This window comes from Streptomyces cinnamoneus (assembly GCF_014650495.1).
Lineage (GTDB): Bacteria > Actinomycetota > Actinomycetes > Streptomycetales > Streptomycetaceae > Streptomyces > Streptomyces cinnamoneus.
This window is the reverse complement of sequence record NZ_BMVB01000012.1, coordinates 34,956-51,465: the sequence shown is the minus strand read 5'-3', so window position 1 is coordinate 51,465 and position 16,510 is coordinate 34,956. Positions and strand designations below refer to the sequence as shown.

13 protein-coding genes, 3 tRNA genes and 1 pseudogene are annotated in these 16,510 nt (G+C 72.9%); 7 read left to right on the top strand and 10 right to left on the bottom strand.

Annotated features, from left to right (window positions below; genetic code table 11):
* Window position 1: 1 nt before the first annotated feature.
* From IE182_RS18670 to IE182_RS18645, 6 genes are all read right to left on the bottom strand, one after another.
* Entirely contained in the window at window positions 2-559 is a 558-nt protein-coding gene (locus IE182_RS18670) for a hypothetical protein (RefSeq protein WP_190111004.1), read from the bottom strand.
* Window positions 560-672: 113 nt separating this feature from the next.
* Window positions 673-1,608: a hydroxymethylbilane synthase gene (gene hemC, locus IE182_RS18665; RefSeq protein ID WP_190111003.1), complete on the bottom strand. Its 936-nt coding sequence runs from the start codon at window positions 1,606-1,608 to the stop codon at window positions 673-675.
* Window positions 1,609-1,761: 153 nt separating this feature from the next.
* Entirely contained in the window at window positions 1,762-2,289 is a 528-nt protein-coding gene (locus IE182_RS18660) for a secondary thiamine-phosphate synthase enzyme YjbQ (RefSeq protein WP_190111002.1), read from the bottom strand.
* A gap of 353 nt (window positions 2,290-2,642) precedes the next feature.
* A tRNA-Lys gene (locus IE182_RS18655) sits at window positions 2,643-2,716 on the bottom strand.
* Window positions 2,717-2,979: 263 nt separating this feature from the next.
* Window positions 2,980-3,243 (bottom strand): hypothetical protein, encoded by a 264-nt coding sequence (locus IE182_RS18650; RefSeq protein ID WP_190111001.1) that lies wholly within the window; start codon window positions 3,241-3,243, stop codon window positions 2,980-2,982.
* 129 nt (window positions 3,244-3,372) lie between these two features.
* Window positions 3,373-3,446, bottom strand: a tRNA-Lys gene (locus tag IE182_RS18645).
* Between the two features lie 146 nt (window positions 3,447-3,592).
* On the opposite strand from IE182_RS18645, the pseudogene IE182_RS18640 reads away from it, so the two are divergent.
* Together IE182_RS18640 and IE182_RS18635 are read left to right on the top strand one after the other, a co-directional pair.
* Window positions 3,593-4,370, top strand: a pseudogene (locus IE182_RS18640) (MerR family transcriptional regulator).
* Complete coding sequence (locus IE182_RS18635) at window positions 4,367-5,686, top strand: glycosyltransferase (protein WP_190111000.1); 1,320 nt, start codon at window positions 4,367-4,369, stop codon at window positions 5,684-5,686. Before IE182_RS18640 ends, IE182_RS18635 begins: the two are co-directional and overlap by 4 nt.
* 9 nt (window positions 5,687-5,695) lie before the next feature.
* Here the strand turns inward: IE182_RS18635 and IE182_RS18630 are convergent, their stop codons facing one another.
* Both IE182_RS18630 and IE182_RS18625 read right to left on the bottom strand, forming a co-directional pair.
* Window positions 5,696-7,300, bottom strand: a complete 1,605-nt coding sequence (locus IE182_RS18630; protein ID WP_190110999.1) for an ABC-F family ATP-binding cassette domain-containing protein — start codon at window positions 7,298-7,300, stop codon at window positions 5,696-5,698.
* Window positions 7,301-7,539: 239 nt separating this feature from the next.
* The gene (locus tag IE182_RS18625; RefSeq protein WP_229844921.1) at window positions 7,540-8,493 is read right to left on the bottom strand and encodes an SGNH/GDSL hydrolase family protein; all 954 of its coding nucleotides are present in this window, start codon (window positions 8,491-8,493) and stop codon (window positions 7,540-7,542) included.
* Between the two features lie 180 nt (window positions 8,494-8,673).
* Between IE182_RS18625 and IE182_RS18620 the strand changes: the two genes are divergently transcribed.
* Window positions 8,674-9,870 (top strand): PucR family transcriptional regulator, encoded by a 1,197-nt coding sequence (locus IE182_RS18620; protein ID WP_190110997.1) that lies wholly within the window; start codon window positions 8,674-8,676, stop codon window positions 9,868-9,870.
* Between the two features lie 115 nt (window positions 9,871-9,985).
* Here the strand turns inward: IE182_RS18620 and IE182_RS18615 are convergent.
* A tRNA-Ala gene (locus IE182_RS18615) sits at window positions 9,986-10,058 on the bottom strand.
* Window positions 10,059-10,251: 193 nt separating this feature from the next.
* Between IE182_RS18615 and IE182_RS18610 the strand changes: the two genes are divergently transcribed.
* The 3 genes from IE182_RS18610 (at window position 10,252) to IE182_RS18600 (ending at window position 14,254) form a co-directional block, all read left to right on the top strand.
* Complete coding sequence (locus tag IE182_RS18610) at window positions 10,252-10,911, top strand: NADPH-dependent FMN reductase (RefSeq protein ID WP_190110996.1); 660 nt, start codon at window positions 10,252-10,254, stop codon at window positions 10,909-10,911.
* 147 nt (window positions 10,912-11,058) lie between these two features.
* Window positions 11,059-12,441, top strand: coding sequence for a tetratricopeptide repeat protein (locus IE182_RS18605; RefSeq protein WP_190110995.1), 1,383 nt, complete (start codon window positions 11,059-11,061; stop codon window positions 12,439-12,441).
* A 193-nt stretch (window positions 12,442-12,634) separates the two neighbouring features.
* Window positions 12,635-14,254 carry an FAD-binding oxidoreductase gene (locus IE182_RS18600; protein WP_190110994.1) on the top strand — a complete coding sequence of 540 codons (1,620 nt, stop codon included), beginning with the start codon at window positions 12,635-12,637 and terminating at the stop codon, window positions 14,252-14,254.
* Window positions 14,255-14,264: 10 nt separating this feature from the next.
* Here IE182_RS18600 and IE182_RS18595 read toward each other — a convergent pair whose 3' ends face one another.
* Window positions 14,265-14,897, bottom strand: a complete 633-nt coding sequence (locus IE182_RS18595; protein WP_190110993.1) for an alpha-ketoglutarate-dependent dioxygenase AlkB — start codon at window positions 14,895-14,897, stop codon at window positions 14,265-14,267.
* 168 nt (window positions 14,898-15,065) lie between these two features.
* Between IE182_RS18595 and IE182_RS18590 the strand changes: the two genes are divergently transcribed.
* Window positions 15,066-16,469 (top strand): amino acid permease, encoded by a 1,404-nt coding sequence (locus IE182_RS18590; protein ID WP_190110992.1) that lies wholly within the window; start codon window positions 15,066-15,068, stop codon window positions 16,467-16,469.
* Window positions 16,470-16,510 lie beyond the last annotated feature (41 nt).

Here is a 16,510-nt window from a genome sequence, read left to right as displayed (position 1 = left end):
GTCAGGCCCGGGCGTGACGGGCCTGGCCCCCGTTGGAGAGCAGCTCGTCGAACAGGGCGCGGTAGTGCACCATGGCGCCCCGCAACTGCTCGGTGGTCGCCTCGTGCTTCATGCTGAGGCCGTTGATCTCGTGAGCGCTCCGGTAGTGCTCAAGGGTGCGGCTGTGTTCGACCGAGAGGTCCTTGAGCCGCTGCTCGAAGTCGTCGGTCGGGTATCCGCGCTCGCGCATGAGCGAAGTGACCAGGAGGTCCGCATCCTGTACGGCGTCCTCCGGGCGGTCGACGAATTCGCCCTGCACGTGGGACCAGTTCCGGGCGTACCGGTCCCGGGCGCCGCCTTCCAGCGGCTTGATGTCCAGTGAGTCGTGGCGTTTTTCGCGTGCGCTCAGGTCACGCTCGGCCGCCCGCCGACTGCCGCGTTCCTCCACGGTCCGTTCGTACTCGGGGCCGAAACGCTCGTGCAGCCGTCGGCGGCGCCGGGTGAGGGAGACCGCGAAGGCGACAACGGCAACCACCACCGCGACAGCGATGATGATCGCCAGCAGTGTCCCCGTTGACATCGAGCACACCCCCTTGAAAGCCGGAAATGCCCTCTTTAGGGTATCTCACCCCTGAATATTCCGGTACGGGCTGCCGAACGCCGCATTGATCACGTCGTGCCCGCGGCGGCCGCTCAGTGCGCGATGTTGTCGATGAGTTCGCGCGCGCCCTGGCGCAGCAGGGCCAGGGCGACGGAGGCGCCGAGGTCGGCGGGGCCGAGCAGGCCCGCCCACTCGTGCGCGTTGAGGACGGTCTTGCCGTCCGGAGTGAAGACGCAGGCGCGCAGGGAGAGGTCACCGCCTCGCTGCGCCGTGGCGTAGCCGGCGACCGGGCTGTTGCAGTGGCCCTGGAGGACGTGGAGGAACATCCGCTCCGCAGTCGTCTCGCGGTGGGTGGCGGGGTCGCCCAGACCGCTGACGGCGTCGATGGTGACGGTGTCGTCCGCCCGGCACTGCAGGGCGAGGACGCCGGCGCCGATGGGCGGGCACATGGTCTCGGTGGAGAGGACCTCGCTGATCACGTCCGTGCGGCCGATGCGTTCGAGGCCGGAGAGCGCCAGGAGCAGCGCATCGACTTCGCCCGCGCCGAGCTTCTCCAGACGCCGGTTGGCGTTGCCGCGCAGGGGGACGCAGTCGAGGTGCGGGTGGGAGGCGGCGAGCTGGGCGCTGCGGCGTACGGACGAGGTGCCGATGCGGGTGCCGGGCGGCAGTTCGTCGAGCGTGCGGCCGCCGGGGTGGACGAGGGCGTCCCGGATGTCGTCGCGCTTGAGGAACGCCGCGAAGGTCGTACCCGCCGGCAGGGGGCGGTCGGCGGGAACGTCCTTGACGCAGTGCACGGCGAGGTCGGCGTCTCCTGCGAGCAGGGCGGCGTCGACCTCCTTGGTGAAGGCACCCTTCCCCTCGACCCGGGCGAGATCGCCCAGCCACAGGTCGCCGGTCGTCTTGACGGGGACGACCTCGGTGCGCACGGCGGGGTGGTGCAGCGCCAGCTCGGCGCGGACGCGTTCCACCTGGGCCAGGGCCATGGGTGAGTCGCGGGAGACGATGCGGATCAGCTCGGGGACGGGCATGTCACCCACGATAGGGCGCCGCCGGTGCTCGTCGGCGGCCTGCCGGGACACCCATCCGGCTGGTCCTGCAGGGACGTTGCCGGCTTCGGACGGGAGTACGAGGAGCAGGTGCGCGGCGCGTGGTTGATGGCGGTCCCGGCAGCCGCCGGGGTCTCAGCGGGCGTGCGGCGTGAGCACCGACGCGATCGGCACGACGGCCGTATGGACGCGGACCAGGAGCTCACGGACGCGTGGGCCGTCGAATTCGGCCAGCATGACCGCCTGCCACCGGCCGAGGTACAGGGCGCCCGACGTGATCGGGATGTTCAGTTCGGGATGGGTGGCTATCCAGGCGCGGGCGTGGGAATGGCCGTTGTCGCGTTCACTGCCGTGAACCAGCCGCTCGTCGGCCGTGCGCAATTTGTCGTGGGCGTAGTAGTGGTGTCCGCTGTGCGGGGCGAGCCGTTCGAGCACCTTGCTCATGTCCGAGTCGAGTCCCGGATCGACTTCGTTGATGACGAGGCCGCACGTGGTGTGGCCGCAATAGACGTGCAAGGTGCCTTCCGCTGCACCCGCTCCGGCGACGAGCCGCCGCAATGCACTGCTCAGGTCCACGACGGCCTCGGGCTCGTCGATGGAGACGGAGAGCCGGGCCGAGACCACGATGGAACTTCCGGCCGGCTGCGCATCACGTGAGATCACGGCGACTCGTGAACCCGAAACGGTGGTCATGGTGCCTCCAGAGGGCCTCTGATTCCAGCGGAACAGCCACACTCGCGAACAGTGGCAGCCCACCCCCGGCCGCGTAACGGCCCTTCCGGTCGTTCTTCGTGCGGCAGCCGGCCCCGAGGGGAACACCCTTCTCAACGACGTGCAGGCATAGAGCTGTCCATGGGAAAGGTGGGCCCAGGGGTGAGGACGGAGGCAGCCAACCCGGTCAGAACGGTGCGGCAGGGCGGAAGAAGCCGCACTGCCTCGATCCCGTCCCCGCCCTTCCCGGAAGGTCAAGAACGGAGGGCTCCCACCGCAGTTGGTGGGAGCCCTCCGTCGTCCTGTGCGCCGCCAGGGACTCGAACCCCGGACCCGCTGATTAAGAGTCAGCTGCTCTGACCAACTGAGCTAGCGGCGCGAAAGAAATATTACCCGACGGAAAGCGCTCCGCAGACCTGGGTCACGCGCACCACAACGCCGTCATCACGCCCGCCGCGCCCGTCCCCGTCAGCAGCATCCGGTGGTCGACGACGGCGACGAGTTCGTTCGGGCAGCGCCATCGTCACCCCGTCCGCGGCCACCAGCCTGCGCAGGCCCGCGTGGCCGCGCAGGAAGCGGTACAGGGTCCGGGTTCGGTAGACCCGGCGCCTCGGCGCCCGCCGTCGTCGGCGTTCGCCGCTGTCAGTGCCCGTCGTCGGCCACCTGCGCGACCCATCCGTACGGCAGCTCGTCCCCGTCGACCGTCACGGCCTCGACGGTTCGCGTCTCGGGGTCGATCTCCGCCTCGATGCCCTCGCCGACGTAGCGGGGGAAGCCGGACACGCCGAGCTCGCCGGTGGCCTCGACGGCTGCCGCGCGGAGCGGGGAGCCGTGGCGGGGGTGGGCCTCGGCGTCGGTGAGCTGCGGTTTCAGGACGACGGTGTACCGGGGAACGACAGGGCTCATGCTCTTGAGGCTAGCCCGGCCTGCGGCGGAACGCGCGGGAGCCGCCCCGCCCGGGCCGCGCCGGACGGCGGACGGCAGCCCTACGGCTCAGGCCCCCACCGCATGAGCGGTGGGGGCCTGAGCCTTCCGTGCGCCGCCAGGGACTCGAACCCCGGACCCGCTGATTAAGAGTCAGCTGCTCTGACCAACTGAGCTAGCGGCGCGGGAGAAATATTAGCCGATCGTCGGGATGGAATCGAACGCCGGTACCGGCCCCCTGCCCCCTGCCCCCTGCCCCCTGCCCCCTGCCCCCTGCTTGACCCTCCCCCTACGTCAGGCGGCACTCTGAGCCGCGACGAAAGGCGGTTGCATGAGTTTCTCGGTCGGGCAGGTGGCGGGTTTCGCCGGAGTCACGGTGCGCACCCTGCACCACTACGACAAGGCGGGGCTGCTGTCGCCCGGTGACCGCAGCCCGGCGGGCTACCGGCTCTACAGCGACGCGGACCTGGCGCGGCTCCAGCAGATCCTCTTCTACCGGGAGCTGGGGTTCTCGCTCGACGAGATCGGCGCCATCATGGCGGACCCCGGGGCCAATGCGCTCGGTCACCTGAGGGAGCGTCACCGGCAGCTCACGGAGCAGATCGCCCGGCTCGGCAAGCTGGTCGAGGTCGCCGAGCACGCCATGGAGGTGCAGCAGACGGGCGTCGAGCTCACCCCGCAAGAGCGCTTCGAGGTGTTCGGCGAGGTCACCTTCGACCTCAGCTACGCGACGGACGCCCACCTCAAGTGGGGCCACAGCGAGGGCCACCGGCAGTCGATGGCCCGGGCCGCGGCCCATACGAAGGAGGACTGGCGGCAGATCATGGAGGAGGCCGCCGTGTGGCGCCGGCGGCTCGTCGCCGCCCACGACGAGGCCGTGGCCCCCGACGGCGACCGGGCCATGGCCCTTGCCGAGGAGCACCGCGAGCACATCGGCCGCTGGTTCACGCCGTGCCCGCCCGAGATGCACTGCCGCATCGCCGACGACTACGTCGAGGACGCCCGCGCCTTCGCGCTCGTCGTCCCCCCCGTCCGAGCAGCGCACGGGCCTGGCCGTCTTCCTCCGGGCAGCCGTGCACGCCAACGCCGGAAGAGTGCGTACCTCATGAGAATCCTCATCATGGCGGCCGGTTCCCGCGGAGACGTGGCCCCGTACACGGGTGTCGGTGTCCGGCTGCGGGAAGCGGGCCATCAGGTCACCGTCGCCGCGCCCGAGTCCTTCGCCTCGCTCGTGACGGAATGCGGCCTGGGCTTCCACGGCCTGCCCGCCGACCCGCGCAGTCCCGTACGACCCGGGGCCGGATCGGCCGCCCGGCAGGAGGGAACGGCCGCGGGGCAGGGCGGCACCGCCGCCCTCATCCGCAAGGCCGCGGCGTTCATCCGCGACCTGGGCGAGGGGCTGGCCGACGCCGCCGACGCGCAGGGGGCGGAGCTGCTCCTGCTCTCCACCACCACGGCCCCGCTGGGCTGGCACGTGGCGGAGGCCAGGGGCATCCCCAGCCTGGGTGCGTACCTGCAGCCCGTGGCGCCCACCGCCGACTTCCCACCGGTGGTCGGCGGCGGCCGCTCGCTCGGCCGGTGGGGCAACCGGGCCGCGGGCCGCCTCGCCCTGCGCGTCGTCGACCGCATCCACGCCGGCGCCGTGCAGGACCTGCGCGGGAGGCTGGACCTTCCGGCCGTCACTCCCCGTACGATGCGCCGACGGCTGGAGAAGGCCGGCTGGCCGGTCGTGCACGGCTTCAGCCCCACCCTCGTCCCCCGCCCGGCCGACTGGCGGGCGGGGCTCGACGTCGTCGGCAACTGGTGGCCCCACGTCCCCGCGGACCGGCGGCTCCCGGAGACGGTCGAGGACTTCCTGCGGGCCGGGCCGCCGCCGGTCTTCATCGGCTTCGGCAGCATGGCCGGCGGTGAGGGCGAGCGCCTGAGCGAACTCGCCGTGCAGGCCCTGCGCCGGGCCAAGGTGCGCGGCGTCCTGCAGGCCGGCTGGGCCGGCCTGTCACCGGCCGGCACCGGGACCGGGACCGGCGGCGCCCCGGCCGACGGCCTCCCGGCGGGCGACGCGTCGACCGATGACGTGCTGACCATCGGCGACGTTCCGCACAGCGAGCTCTTCCCGCACATGGCCGCCGTGGTGCACCACGCCGGGGCGGGCACGGCCGCGGCGGCCCTGCGGGCCGGGGCCCCCGCCGTCCCGGTGCCCGTCACGGCCGACCAGCCGTTCTGGGCCCGGCGCGTGGCCGCCCTCGGCGCGGGGACCGACCCCGTCCCCTTCGGCGAGCTGTCCGTCGGACGTCTCGCCGAAGCGATACGGAAGGCGGTGGACGAACCGTCGTACCGTGCCCGTGCCGTCCGCGCCGCCGCGGCGCTCGATGCGCAGGACGGCGCGGGCGAGGTCGTCAAGAAGGTCGAGGAGCTGGGCGGCTAGGGCCTGCGGTCAGGCCAGGGTGACCAGCCCCCGGTACTCCTCGCTCCACAGGTCCTCGTCCCCGTCCGGCAGGAGCAGGACGCGGTCGGGGCGCAGGGCGTCGATCGCACCCTCGTCGTGGGTGACCATGACGATCGCCCCCGGGTAGGAGCCCACCGCGGCGAGGACCTCGCCGCGCGAGGCGGGGTCGAGGTTGTTGGTCGGCTCGTCCAGCAGGAGCACGTTCGCCCCGGAGTGGACCAGCCCGGCCAGGGCCAGGCGGGTCTTCTCCCCGCCGGAGAGCACCCCGGCCCGCTTGTCGGCGTCGTCCCCGCCGAACAGGAACGCGCCCAGCACCCGCCGCGCCTCACCGTCCGTCAGGTGCGGCGCGGCCGCGGCCAGGTTCTCCCGTACGGTGCGGGCGGGGTCGAGGGTCTCGTGCTCCTGGGCGAAGTAGCCGAGCCGCAGGCCGTGCCCGTGCACCACCCGTCCGCTGTCCGGCCGCTCCTCGCCGGCCAGGATGCGCAGCAGGGTGGTCTTTCCCGCGCCGTTGAGGCCGAGGACGACCAGGCGGCTGCCCCGGTCGACGGCCAGGTCGACGCCGTCGAGGACCCGGTGGCCGCCGTAGGACTTGCCCAGGGCGACCGCACCCAGCGGCATGCGCCCGCACGGGGCGGGGTCGGGCAGCCGGATGCGCGCGACCTTCTCCGCGCGGCGGGCGGGTTCGAGGTCCGCGAGCATGCGGTCGGCGCGGCGGGCCATGTTCTTGGCCACCGTCGCGGTGGCCACCCGGGCGCGCATCTTGTCGGCCTGCGCGTGGAGGGAAGCGGCCTTGCGTTCGGCGCCGGCCCGTTCCCGGGTGCGGCGCCGCTCGTCCGCCTCGCGCTGGGCGAGGTAGGCGGACCAGCCGGTGTTGTGGACGTCGACGGTGGCGCGGTGCGGATCGAGGTGGAAGACGCGGTTGACGGTGTCGGCCAGCAGGGCGGTGTTGTGGCTGATCATGACGAGACCGCCCTGGTGGCCTTGCAGGAACGTCCGCAGCCAGGCGATCGAGTCGGCGTCCAGGTGGTTGGTCGGCTCGTCGAGCAGGAGGGTGCCCTCGTGTCCGGCGAACAGGATGCGGGCCAGTTCCGCGCGGCGGCGCTGGCCGCCGGAGAGGGCGCCGACCGGTTCGGTCATCACGCGCGGGGGCAGCCCGAGGCCGGCTGCGACGCGGGCGGCCTCGGCCTCGGCGGCGTATCCGCCGCCGGCCTGGAAGGCGGCGTCCGCGCGTGCGTAGGCGTTCATGGCCCGCTCCAGCGCCGCCGGACCGGCGGCGTCGGCCATCGCGGCCTCGGCGGCCCGCAGCGCCCGCAGGGCACGGTCGAGGCCGCGGGCGGAGAGGATCCGGTCGGTGACGGTGAGGGACGGGTCGGCCGCGCGGGAGTCCTGGGCCAGGAAGCCGACGGGGCCGGTGGCGGTGATCGTTCCGGCGGCGGGCCCGGCCCGGCCGGCGAGGGCGGTCAGCAGGGTGGTCTTGCCGGCGCCGTTCCGGCCGACCAGGCCGATCCGGTCGCCGGGGGACACGGTGAAGGAGATGTCGGACAGCAGCAGGCGGGCACCCGCGCGCACCTCGACACCACGAACGGTAATCATGGAATGACGCTCCGAGAAAGCAAAAGGACACACTTCTGGCGTGGAAGCGGGTCCTCGGCTAGGAGACTCGGGGCGTGGACATGCGCTCAGGCTAACCACACCCCGCGGAAGGACGCATGTCCTTTTCGCGCGGCGGTGCGCCCGGCGGTGCACGGGGAACGTGCACGGCAGCCGCCCGGCCCGCAGGGGGTCCGGGCCGGACGGCTGGAGGCCGGTGGGCCGGGATCAGCGGCCGGAGGTCAGTGGCGGAGCGCCTTCAGCACCGCGTCCGCCCTGACGCGCTCGCCCGCGGCGTTGGGGTGCAGCGGCAGCGTCGGGGAGCCCGGGAGGAGGCCCTCGACCCAGGGGGCGGACGAGCAGGGGTCGTGTCCCGTGGTCGGGGTGAGCGTGTCGACGTAGGTCGCGTCGCCGGCCGCGGCGGCCTTGGCGAGCACGGTGTTGAGGTCGGCGAGCACGGTGCGCAGGTAGGCGATGTCGCCGGTCGTGATGGGCATCTTCCCCAGGCACGTCTTCGGGTCGTCGGGCACCACCGACGGGTAGCCGACGACGAGCACCTTGGCGTGCGGCGCCTTGCCGTGGATCCGCCGGAGGCCGTCGGCGAGCCGGGGGGCGACGGAGTCCAGCCGCTTACGGAGGGTGTCCTTGTAGAAGTTCCGGCAGGGGGCGCCGAGGGGGTTGGTCAGGGCCAGGGCGGAACACGTGGCCACGACGTCGACGAACCCGAGGTCCGAGGTGCCGAGGTTGTTGCCGCCGAGGGTGAGCGTGACGAGCCCGGTGTCGGCACCGACGGCGTCGAGCTGGGGACCGTTGACGGGGATCCCGGCGTCGGTCTGCCGCGCGGTGAGTGCGCTCACCTTCGCCGCGGCACACGTCACGTCCTTGTACGAGGCCGGGTTGATGCTCGCGGCGACGAGGCGGCCGTAGCTGCGGTCCGAACGCAGGCACAGTCCCCCTGACAGCGCCGGGATCCCGGCCCCGGCGGCGTAGGAGTCGCCGAGCGCCACGTAGGAGGGGCCGGGGGCGGCGGGGTTCGCGGCGTGGGCGGCGGGGGTGGCCAGCGTCGTGAGGGAGGTGGCGAGGAGGGTGCAGCCGGCCACGGCGTACGGCCACTTCCTGGGGCTCTTGGTGTTCCGGGGGGTCGTGGTGCTCGCGGGGCCGGCCGGTACGGTGCGGGGCTTGGCGGCTCTGGGCACGGTTCCTCCTGGGGTGGGAGCACGGGTGAAGGGGGCTTTCGAAACCGGCCGGTAACGTTGCAGGTATCGTCGTGGCCTTCCGCTTCCCGGGCCATGTACGGGGGCACAGCAAAGGCAGGGGCCCGTTGTCCCCGGGCACAACGTCGCTCCCCGCCGCATCGTGTTTGTAGCCTGCGCGTCATGAGCCGCACTCCGTCTCCCCCCACCGAGGTCGCTCCCGCAGCAGCCCTGCTCCTGGCCCGCGCACCGGAACTGGGCGGCCGCATGGCCCGCCGCATCCGGGCCGAAGTGGCCTATTACGGCAGCGAGGAGCGCGTTCCCTCCGAGGAGTTGCACGCTTCCTGCCGGGGCAATGCCGAGCTGGTCCTCGGGCAGCTCGTCGACGGCCGCGGGGCCGACCTGGCACCGGCCCGGGACACGGGCCGTGAGCACGCCCGCCGGGGCGCCCCGCTGGCCGACCTCCTGCACGCCTACCGCGTCGGCTCCGAGTTCCTGTGGTCGGAGCTGGCCGCCGCGGTCCGGGACACCGACGGCGTCACCGTCGACACGATCGCGTCGCTGGCCACGTGGTGGGTGAACGAGGGGCTGGCGGCCGCGGCCGGCGACGCCTACCGCGAGGCGGCTTCCGAACTCGTGCTGCAGCGCGAGCGGGAACGTTCGGCCCTGGTCGAGGCCCTGTTCACGGGGCTGCTCAGCGACCGCACCACCGTGTGGGAGACGGCCCAGGTCCTCGGCCTGCCGGCGGCGGGGCCGTTCGTCGTGGTGGCGGCCGACGTCCCCGCCCCGGGCCGGGAGGCACTGCCCGGCATCGAGTCCCGGCTGCTGGCCGAGCAGGCGCGCTCGGCGTGGCGGCTGCTGCCCGACCTCCAGGTCGGCGTGGTCGCCCTCCCGGGCCAGGGCGGCGAGGCGGCGGCCCTGCGCGTCCTCGGCCGGGCGGCCCGCTCCCGCGTCGGTGTCAGCCCGCCGTACCGCGCGTTGCAGGACACCCCCCGGGCGCTCCGCCTCGCCCGCCTGGCCCTGGCCGGACTGCCGGAGCGGGCGGGGGGCGTGGCCCGTTTCGACGACAGGCCGGTCGCCCTGCTGGTGGCGGCGTCCCCGGACGAGGCCGGGCGGGTCGCCCGGGTGGTCTTCGCACGGGTGCTGCAGCTGCCGCCCGCCGAACGGACACGGCTGCTGGAAACCTTGGAGTGCTGGTTCGCGGCCGCCGGCTCGGCGGCCGAGGCGGCGCGGCTGCTGTACTGCCACCGCAACACCGTCCGCTACCGGCTGCGCCGGCTGGAGGAGCTGACCGGGCACTCCCTGCAGGATCCGCGCGCGGTCGCCGACCTCGCCGTGGCGCTCAGCGCGCTGCGGCTGCTGCCCTGCGAACGGTCGTGACGACAGGACGACCCACCGGACACCCGACAGAACGACCGACAGAACGACCAGCGGGCAGGAACGACCGGAACGACGACGAAGAGGCCGCCATTCCTGGCGGCCTCTTCGTCCACTGTGGAGCTAAGGAGAATTGAACTCCTGACCTCCTGCATGCCATGCAGGCGCTCTACCAACTGAGCTATAGCCCCTTGTTGAGTTTTTCGCCCGGTTCCCCCGGCGACACGGACAACTTTACACGGACATCCCCGCCCTCCGCCAAATCGCTCGCGCCCAGGCGCTAGCCCGGAAGGCCCAGCCCCGTCGCGCGGTGATCGCGGCGCGACCACACTGGTCGCCAGGGCGCGTGGCGGGCGCGTGTCCGCACTCCGGAAGGACTCTCCCATGGCCACGGACGCCCGGCCCGGTCCGCTGCGGGTCCTCGTCTTCGGCGCCGCGCTGCGGGCCGGATCGACCAATGCCCGCCTCGCCTCCCTGGTGGCCCGTCTGATCGCGGAGGCGGACGCCACCGTCGACCTCGCCGCCATGCACGAGTTCGACATGCCGCTGTACGACGGCGACACGGAGGCCGCCGGGGGCATGCCGGAGGGCGCCCTCGCGCTGCACGCCCGGGTGGAGATGAGCGACGCGTTCGTGATCTCCTCCCCCGAGTACAACGCCTCCGTGCCCGGCGTGCTGAAGAACGCGATCGACTGGGTCTCCCGCGTCCAGCCGCAGCCGTTCAAGACCAAGCACGCGCTGCTCCTGTCCGCCTCCCCCTCGCTCGTGGGCGGCAACCGGGGGCTGTGGGCGCTGCGGGTCCCCCTGGAACACCTCGGCACCCGCGTCTACCCGGACATGTTCAGCCTCGCCCGGGCACACGAGGGCTTCACCGACGACGGGCTGCTGGCCGACTCCGGGCTGCAGCAGCGCCTGGCCGAGACGGTCTCGGCGTTCCTCAGCCTCGTCGAGGCCGATACCCGGTACGTGTGTCTGCGGCGCCGGTGGTACGAGTTCCTCGGTGACCGCACCGAGGCGCTCGTCACCCACCGGGCGGAAGGCTGAGGGGGGCGGCTCGGCGGCCGGGTGCCGCGCGCATCCGGCGGGGCACGGCGGGGCAGGCATGCAGGCACGTACTGACGGGGGCCGCCGTGCCGGGCACGGCGGCCGGGCGGGAGGAACCGGGTGGGACGCGACCGGCACGCTCAGGCGATGACGTACACCGGCACCGACGCGGTGCGGCGCTACGACAACGCGCTGGACTGTCTGCTGCTCTTCCGCGAGGACGTGACCGCGGAGGTCCGGGCGGTGCTCGCCGACTGCCCGCGCTCGGTCCTGGGGAACGTCTTCCAGGCGTATCTGGGGCTGCTGGGGACGGAGGAGACGGACGCGGCCGAGGCCCGGACGGCGTTCGCCGGCTTCCGCCGCGGCGTGGACCCGGCGGAGGTGACGCCCCGGGAGCGCCTGCACGTCGAGGCGGCCGCCTCCTGGCTGGACGGTGACGTCCACCGGGCCGGCCGCCTCCTGGGGGAGATCACCACGGTCTGGCCGCAGGACGCGCTCGCCCTGGCGGTCGGCCATCAGATCGACTTCTTCACGGGGAACGCGGTGCTGCTGCGCGACCGGATCGGCGGAGTGCTGTCCGCGTGGGACGAGGCCGATCCGCACTACGGCTTCCTGCTCGGCATGTATGCGTTCGGCCTGGAGGAGGCGGGCCACTACGGGCAGTCGGAGCAGGTGGGGCTGGCGGCCGTGGAGCGCAACGCGCGCGACGTGTGGGGCATCCACGCCGTCGTGCACGCCTACGAGATGCAGGGCCGGTTCGCGGACGGGATCCGCTATTTGGACGAGCGTTCCGGTGACTGGGCGGAGGGCAACTACCTGAACGTCCACAACTGGTGGCACTACGCCCTCTACCTCCTGGAGGCGGGACGGACCGACCGGGTGCTGGAGGTCTACGACGCCGCCGTGCACCACGAGGGTTCGGCCGGGGTGGCGATGGAGCTGCTGGACGCGGCGTCGTTGCTGTGGCGGCTCCGTCTCGCGGGGGCCGACACCGGTGGCCGCTGGGCGGCGCTGGCCGACGCCTGGGCGGCGCGGCGGGACGGCGCCTATTACGTCTTCAACGACGTGCACGCCGTCATGGCCTACGTCGGAGCGGACCGCATCGCCGACGCCGAACGTCTCCTCCTCGACCGGCAGGCGTGGAGCGGGCGGACCGGGCCGGAGGTGTCCAACGTCGCGATGACCACCGAGGTCGGGCTGCCGGTGGGCCGGGCGATCGTCGCCTACGGCCAGGGAAAGTACGACGACGTGGTCGATCTGCTGCTCCCTCTCCGGTACCGCCTGCACGCCTTCGGCGGCAGCCATGCCCAACGGGACGCGGTGCAGAGGACGTTGGTGGAGGCCGCCGTGCACGCCGGACGGCACGACGTGGCGCGCACCCTGCTGAGCGAACGCATCAGCCTCCGCCCGGTGTGCCCGTACAACTGGCAGGCGCAGGCACGCCTCGCCGACCGGCTCGGCGACACCGCCGGGGCGGCTGCGGGCCGGCTCCGGGCCGCCGAACAGATGTCGGCGGCCCGCGTCCGCTGACGGGGGCGGCGGCTCGGTCACGCAGACGCCGACCGGGACTGATCCCTCCGGCGCATCCTTCTCCGGAACGTCCTTGTGTACTTCCTTGGGCGGAGAGGCAGTTGGTCACTGCGGACGATGTTCCGCCACACAGTGCCCCCGATCGTGGGAGGTGAGTGTTTTCCCGGATGTTGAGTGGTGGAAGGGACGGAACATGTCGGAAGTGACGCGACGCGGGGTCATGGCGGGGACGGCGGTGCTCGGCGGGGCGGCCGTGGGGCTGGCGGCGCAGGGCCTCACGGCTCCGGCGGCGCTCGCGGCGCCACGGGCCGGTGCCGCGCCGTCGCCGGGTCCGGTCACGGTCGGTCCCGAGGACGCCCGTTACCCGTCCCTGACGCGGCGGGGCACCAATGCGCGCTTCGTCGGGAAACCCGACTACGTACGCGTGGTGAGCTCGACCGAGCAGGTCGTCGGCGCAGTGCAGCAGGCGGTGCGCGAGGGCCGGCGCATCGCGGTGCGCAGCGGCGGGCACTGCTTCGAGAACTTCGTCGACGACCCGTCCGTGCGCGCCCTCATCGACCTCTCGTCCCTGTCCGCGGTGTCCTACGACGCGCGGCGACGGGCGTTCGCGGTCGAGCCCGGTGCGTTATTGGGCGAGGTGTACCGCAAACTGTTCCTCGGCTGGGGCGTGGCCATTCCGGCGGGGGCGACCCCGGAGGTCGGTGTCGGCGGGCACGTCCTGGGCGGCGGCTACGGCATGCTGTCCCGTCGGCACGGCCTGTCCGTGGACCACCTGTACGGCGTCGAGGTGGTGGTCGTGGACCGGTCCGGGAAGGCCCGCAGCGTGGTGGCCACCCGGGAGCCGGACGATCCGCACCGTGATCTGTGGTGGGCGCACACCGGGGGCGGGGGCGGCAACTTCGGCGTCGTCACGCGCTACTGGTTCCGTGACCCGGCGGCCACGGGATCCGATCCGTCGCAGCTGCTGCCCCGGCCCCCGGCCTCCGTCCTCTCCTTCTACGCCTCCTGGCAGTGGAAGGACCTCGACCGGCGCGCCTTCACCCGGCTGCTGGGCAACCACGGGAGCTGGCACGAGGAGAACAGCGCCCCGGACTCGGCCTACGCCGGGCTGTTCAGCGTGCTGATGGTGGGCAGCCGCAAGGCCGGCAGCATCAGCCTGGTCGGCCATCTGGACTCCACCGGGGCCGGCGCCGAACGGCTGGTCGACGCCTACGTCGCCGCGGTGGGCCGGGGGGTGGGAGCGCAACCGACCGTGGGGCGGGAGAGCCGGCCCTGGCTCCAGGCGGCGGCGAACGTGCAGGAGACGGCGCCCGCATCGTTCAAGGCGAAGTCCGCCTACCTGCGCAAGCGCTACACGGACCGGCAGATCGGCGTCCTGCACGACCACATGGCGGGGAAGGCGGGCGCGCAGACCGACGGGTCGCTGTGGCTGGTCTCCTACGGCGGGAAGGTCAACACCGTCGCGCCCGACGCCACGGCCGTCGCCCAGCGGGACTCGATCCTCAAGGCGATCTACCTGGCCGGCTGGGACGAGGGGCGGGACGAGCCCGGACCGCGTCTGGCCTGGGTGCGCGACGTCTACCGGGACGTCTACGCGGACAGCGGCGGCGTGCCCGTACCGGGCGCGGTGAGCGACGGCTCGTTCGTCAACTACCCGGACGTCGACTTCACCGACCCGGCCCTCAACACCTCCGGCGTCCCCTGGTCGACGCTGTACTACAAGCACAACTACCCCCGGCTGCAGCGCATCAAGGCCCAGTGGGACCCGCGCGACACCTTCCGCCACGACCTTTCCATCCGCCCGGCGACGTGACGCGGACGGGTCACAGGACGCCGCGGGGGCGGAACTGGATGCTGATGCGCGGGCCGACGGGCTGGGCGGTCTTGGGGACCGAGTGGTCCCAGGTGCGCTGGCAGGTGCCGCCCATGACGAGGAGGTCGCCGTGTCCGAGCGGCCGGCGGACGTGCGGGGCGCCGCCGTCGCGCGGCCGCAGCAGCAGGGGGCGCGGCTGGCCGAGGGAGAGGATGGCGACCATCGTGTTCTCCCGGGCGCCGCGGCCGATGCGGTCGCCGTGCCAGGCCACGCTGTCGCGGCCGTCACGGTAGAGGCACAGGCCGAGGGTGCGGAACGGCTCGCCGAGCTCTTCGCCGTAGTGCGCGCTCAGGGCGTCGCGGGCCGCCGCGAGGACGGGGTGGGGCAGGTCGTCGGCCTCTGTGTAGTGGGCGAGGAGCCGGGGGACGTCGACCACGTTGTCGTACATGTGCCGCCGCTCGGCGCGCCACGGCACCGAGGCCAGCAGGGCCTCGAAGAGGATGTCGGACCCGCTCAGCCAGCCGGGCAGGACGTCGATCCAGGCGCCGTGCGCGAGCGGTGTCCGGCGCGCCTCGCTCAGCGGGCGCCCGAGGCCGGCGTCGTCCGCCACGTCGAAGAGTGAGCCTTGGAGCTGGACTGCCATGGATGCAGGGTACGCCACATATAGAACGAACGCTCGAATCCACCCCGCCCCGATCCGGTGATCACGCTCCGTGAAGCGGGCGTCCGCATATCGGACGGGCCGGCCGCGGTCCTTCCGACTTGTCCATACTCATGACTTCCCAATCTCGCATGATGGACAGGTACGACCATGAGCCGGACACTCCCGTCTCCTCCCCCGCTCACCGAGAGCCCCGCGCAGCAGGACTCCCCGCTGTCGAACGGCCTCAAGCAGCGGCACCTTTCGATGATCGCCCTCGGCGGTGTCATCGGCGCCGGCCTCTTCGTGGGCTCCGGCGCCGGCATCGCCGCGGCCGGGCCGTCGATCGTGCTGGCCTACGCCGCGTCCGGCCTCCTCGTGATGTTCGTGATGCGGATGCTCGGCGAGATGTCCGCGGCCAATCCGGCCTCCGGCTCCTTCTCCGTCCACGCCGACCGCGCGATCGGGCCGTGGGCCGGCTTCACCGCCGGCTGGATGTTCTGGACCCTCCTGGTCGTGGGCGTGGGCATCGAGGCGATCGGCGCGGCCCACATCGTGCAGGGCTGGTTCCCGGGCACACCGTCCTGGATGTGGGTCCTGGCCTTCATGGCGCTCTTCTGCGCCACCAACCTGGGCGCGGTCTCCCGCTTCGGCGAGTTCGAGTTCTGGTTCGCCGCCCTGAAGATCGGCGCCATCGCGCTCTTCCTGGCCCTCGGCATCCTCGCGATCCTGGGCGTCCTGCCCGGCAGCGACTCCCCCGGCACGGCGCACCTCCTGCACGACGGCGGCTTCCTCCCCCGGGGCATGGACGGCCTCCTCGCCGGACTGCTCGCCTCGGTCGTCGCCTACGGCGGCCTGGAGACGGTGACCATCGCGGCCGCCGAGTCCGAGGACCCGGCGCTCGGCGTGGCCAAGGCCGTGCGGACGACGATGTGGCGGATCGGCATCGTCTACGTCGGCTCCATGCTGGTGATCGTCACGCTGATCCCGTGGAACAGCGGAGCCGTCACCGAGAGCGGCCCCTACGCAGCCGTCCTCGACCGCCTCGGCGTGCCCGCCGGCGGTCAGATCATGAACGTGGTCGTCCTGATCGCCCTCCTCTCCGCGATGAACGCCAACATCTACGGCTCCTCGCGCATGGCCTACTCGCTCGTCGCCCGTGGCCAGGGCCCCAAGGCCCTGGGCAAGGTCTCCGGCGGCGTACCGCGCCGCGCGGTGCTCGCCTCCTGCGCGTTCGGCTTCTTCGCCGTCCTCCTGTCGTACTGGTGGCCCACCACGGTCTTCGCCTGGCTGCTCAACATGGTCGGCGCGGTCGTGCTGGTGGTGTGGGGCTTCATCGCCGCCTCGCAGCTGCTGTTGCGCCGCCGGCTCGAACGGGAGGCACCGGAGAAGCTCGTGGTGCGGATGTGGGGCTTCCCCTACCTGACGTGGGTGACGCTCGCCGGTGTGCTCGGGGTGCTCGCGCTCATGACCCTCGACACCGACACCCGCCTGCAGCTGTACTTCACCGGCGGCCTGGCGCTGGCGCTGGCCGTGACCGGCTACGTGCGGCAGCGGACGGCCGCAGCCGGCTGAGCCGCCCCCACTCCCCGCCGCCCCGAGGCCGGCTCCTCCTG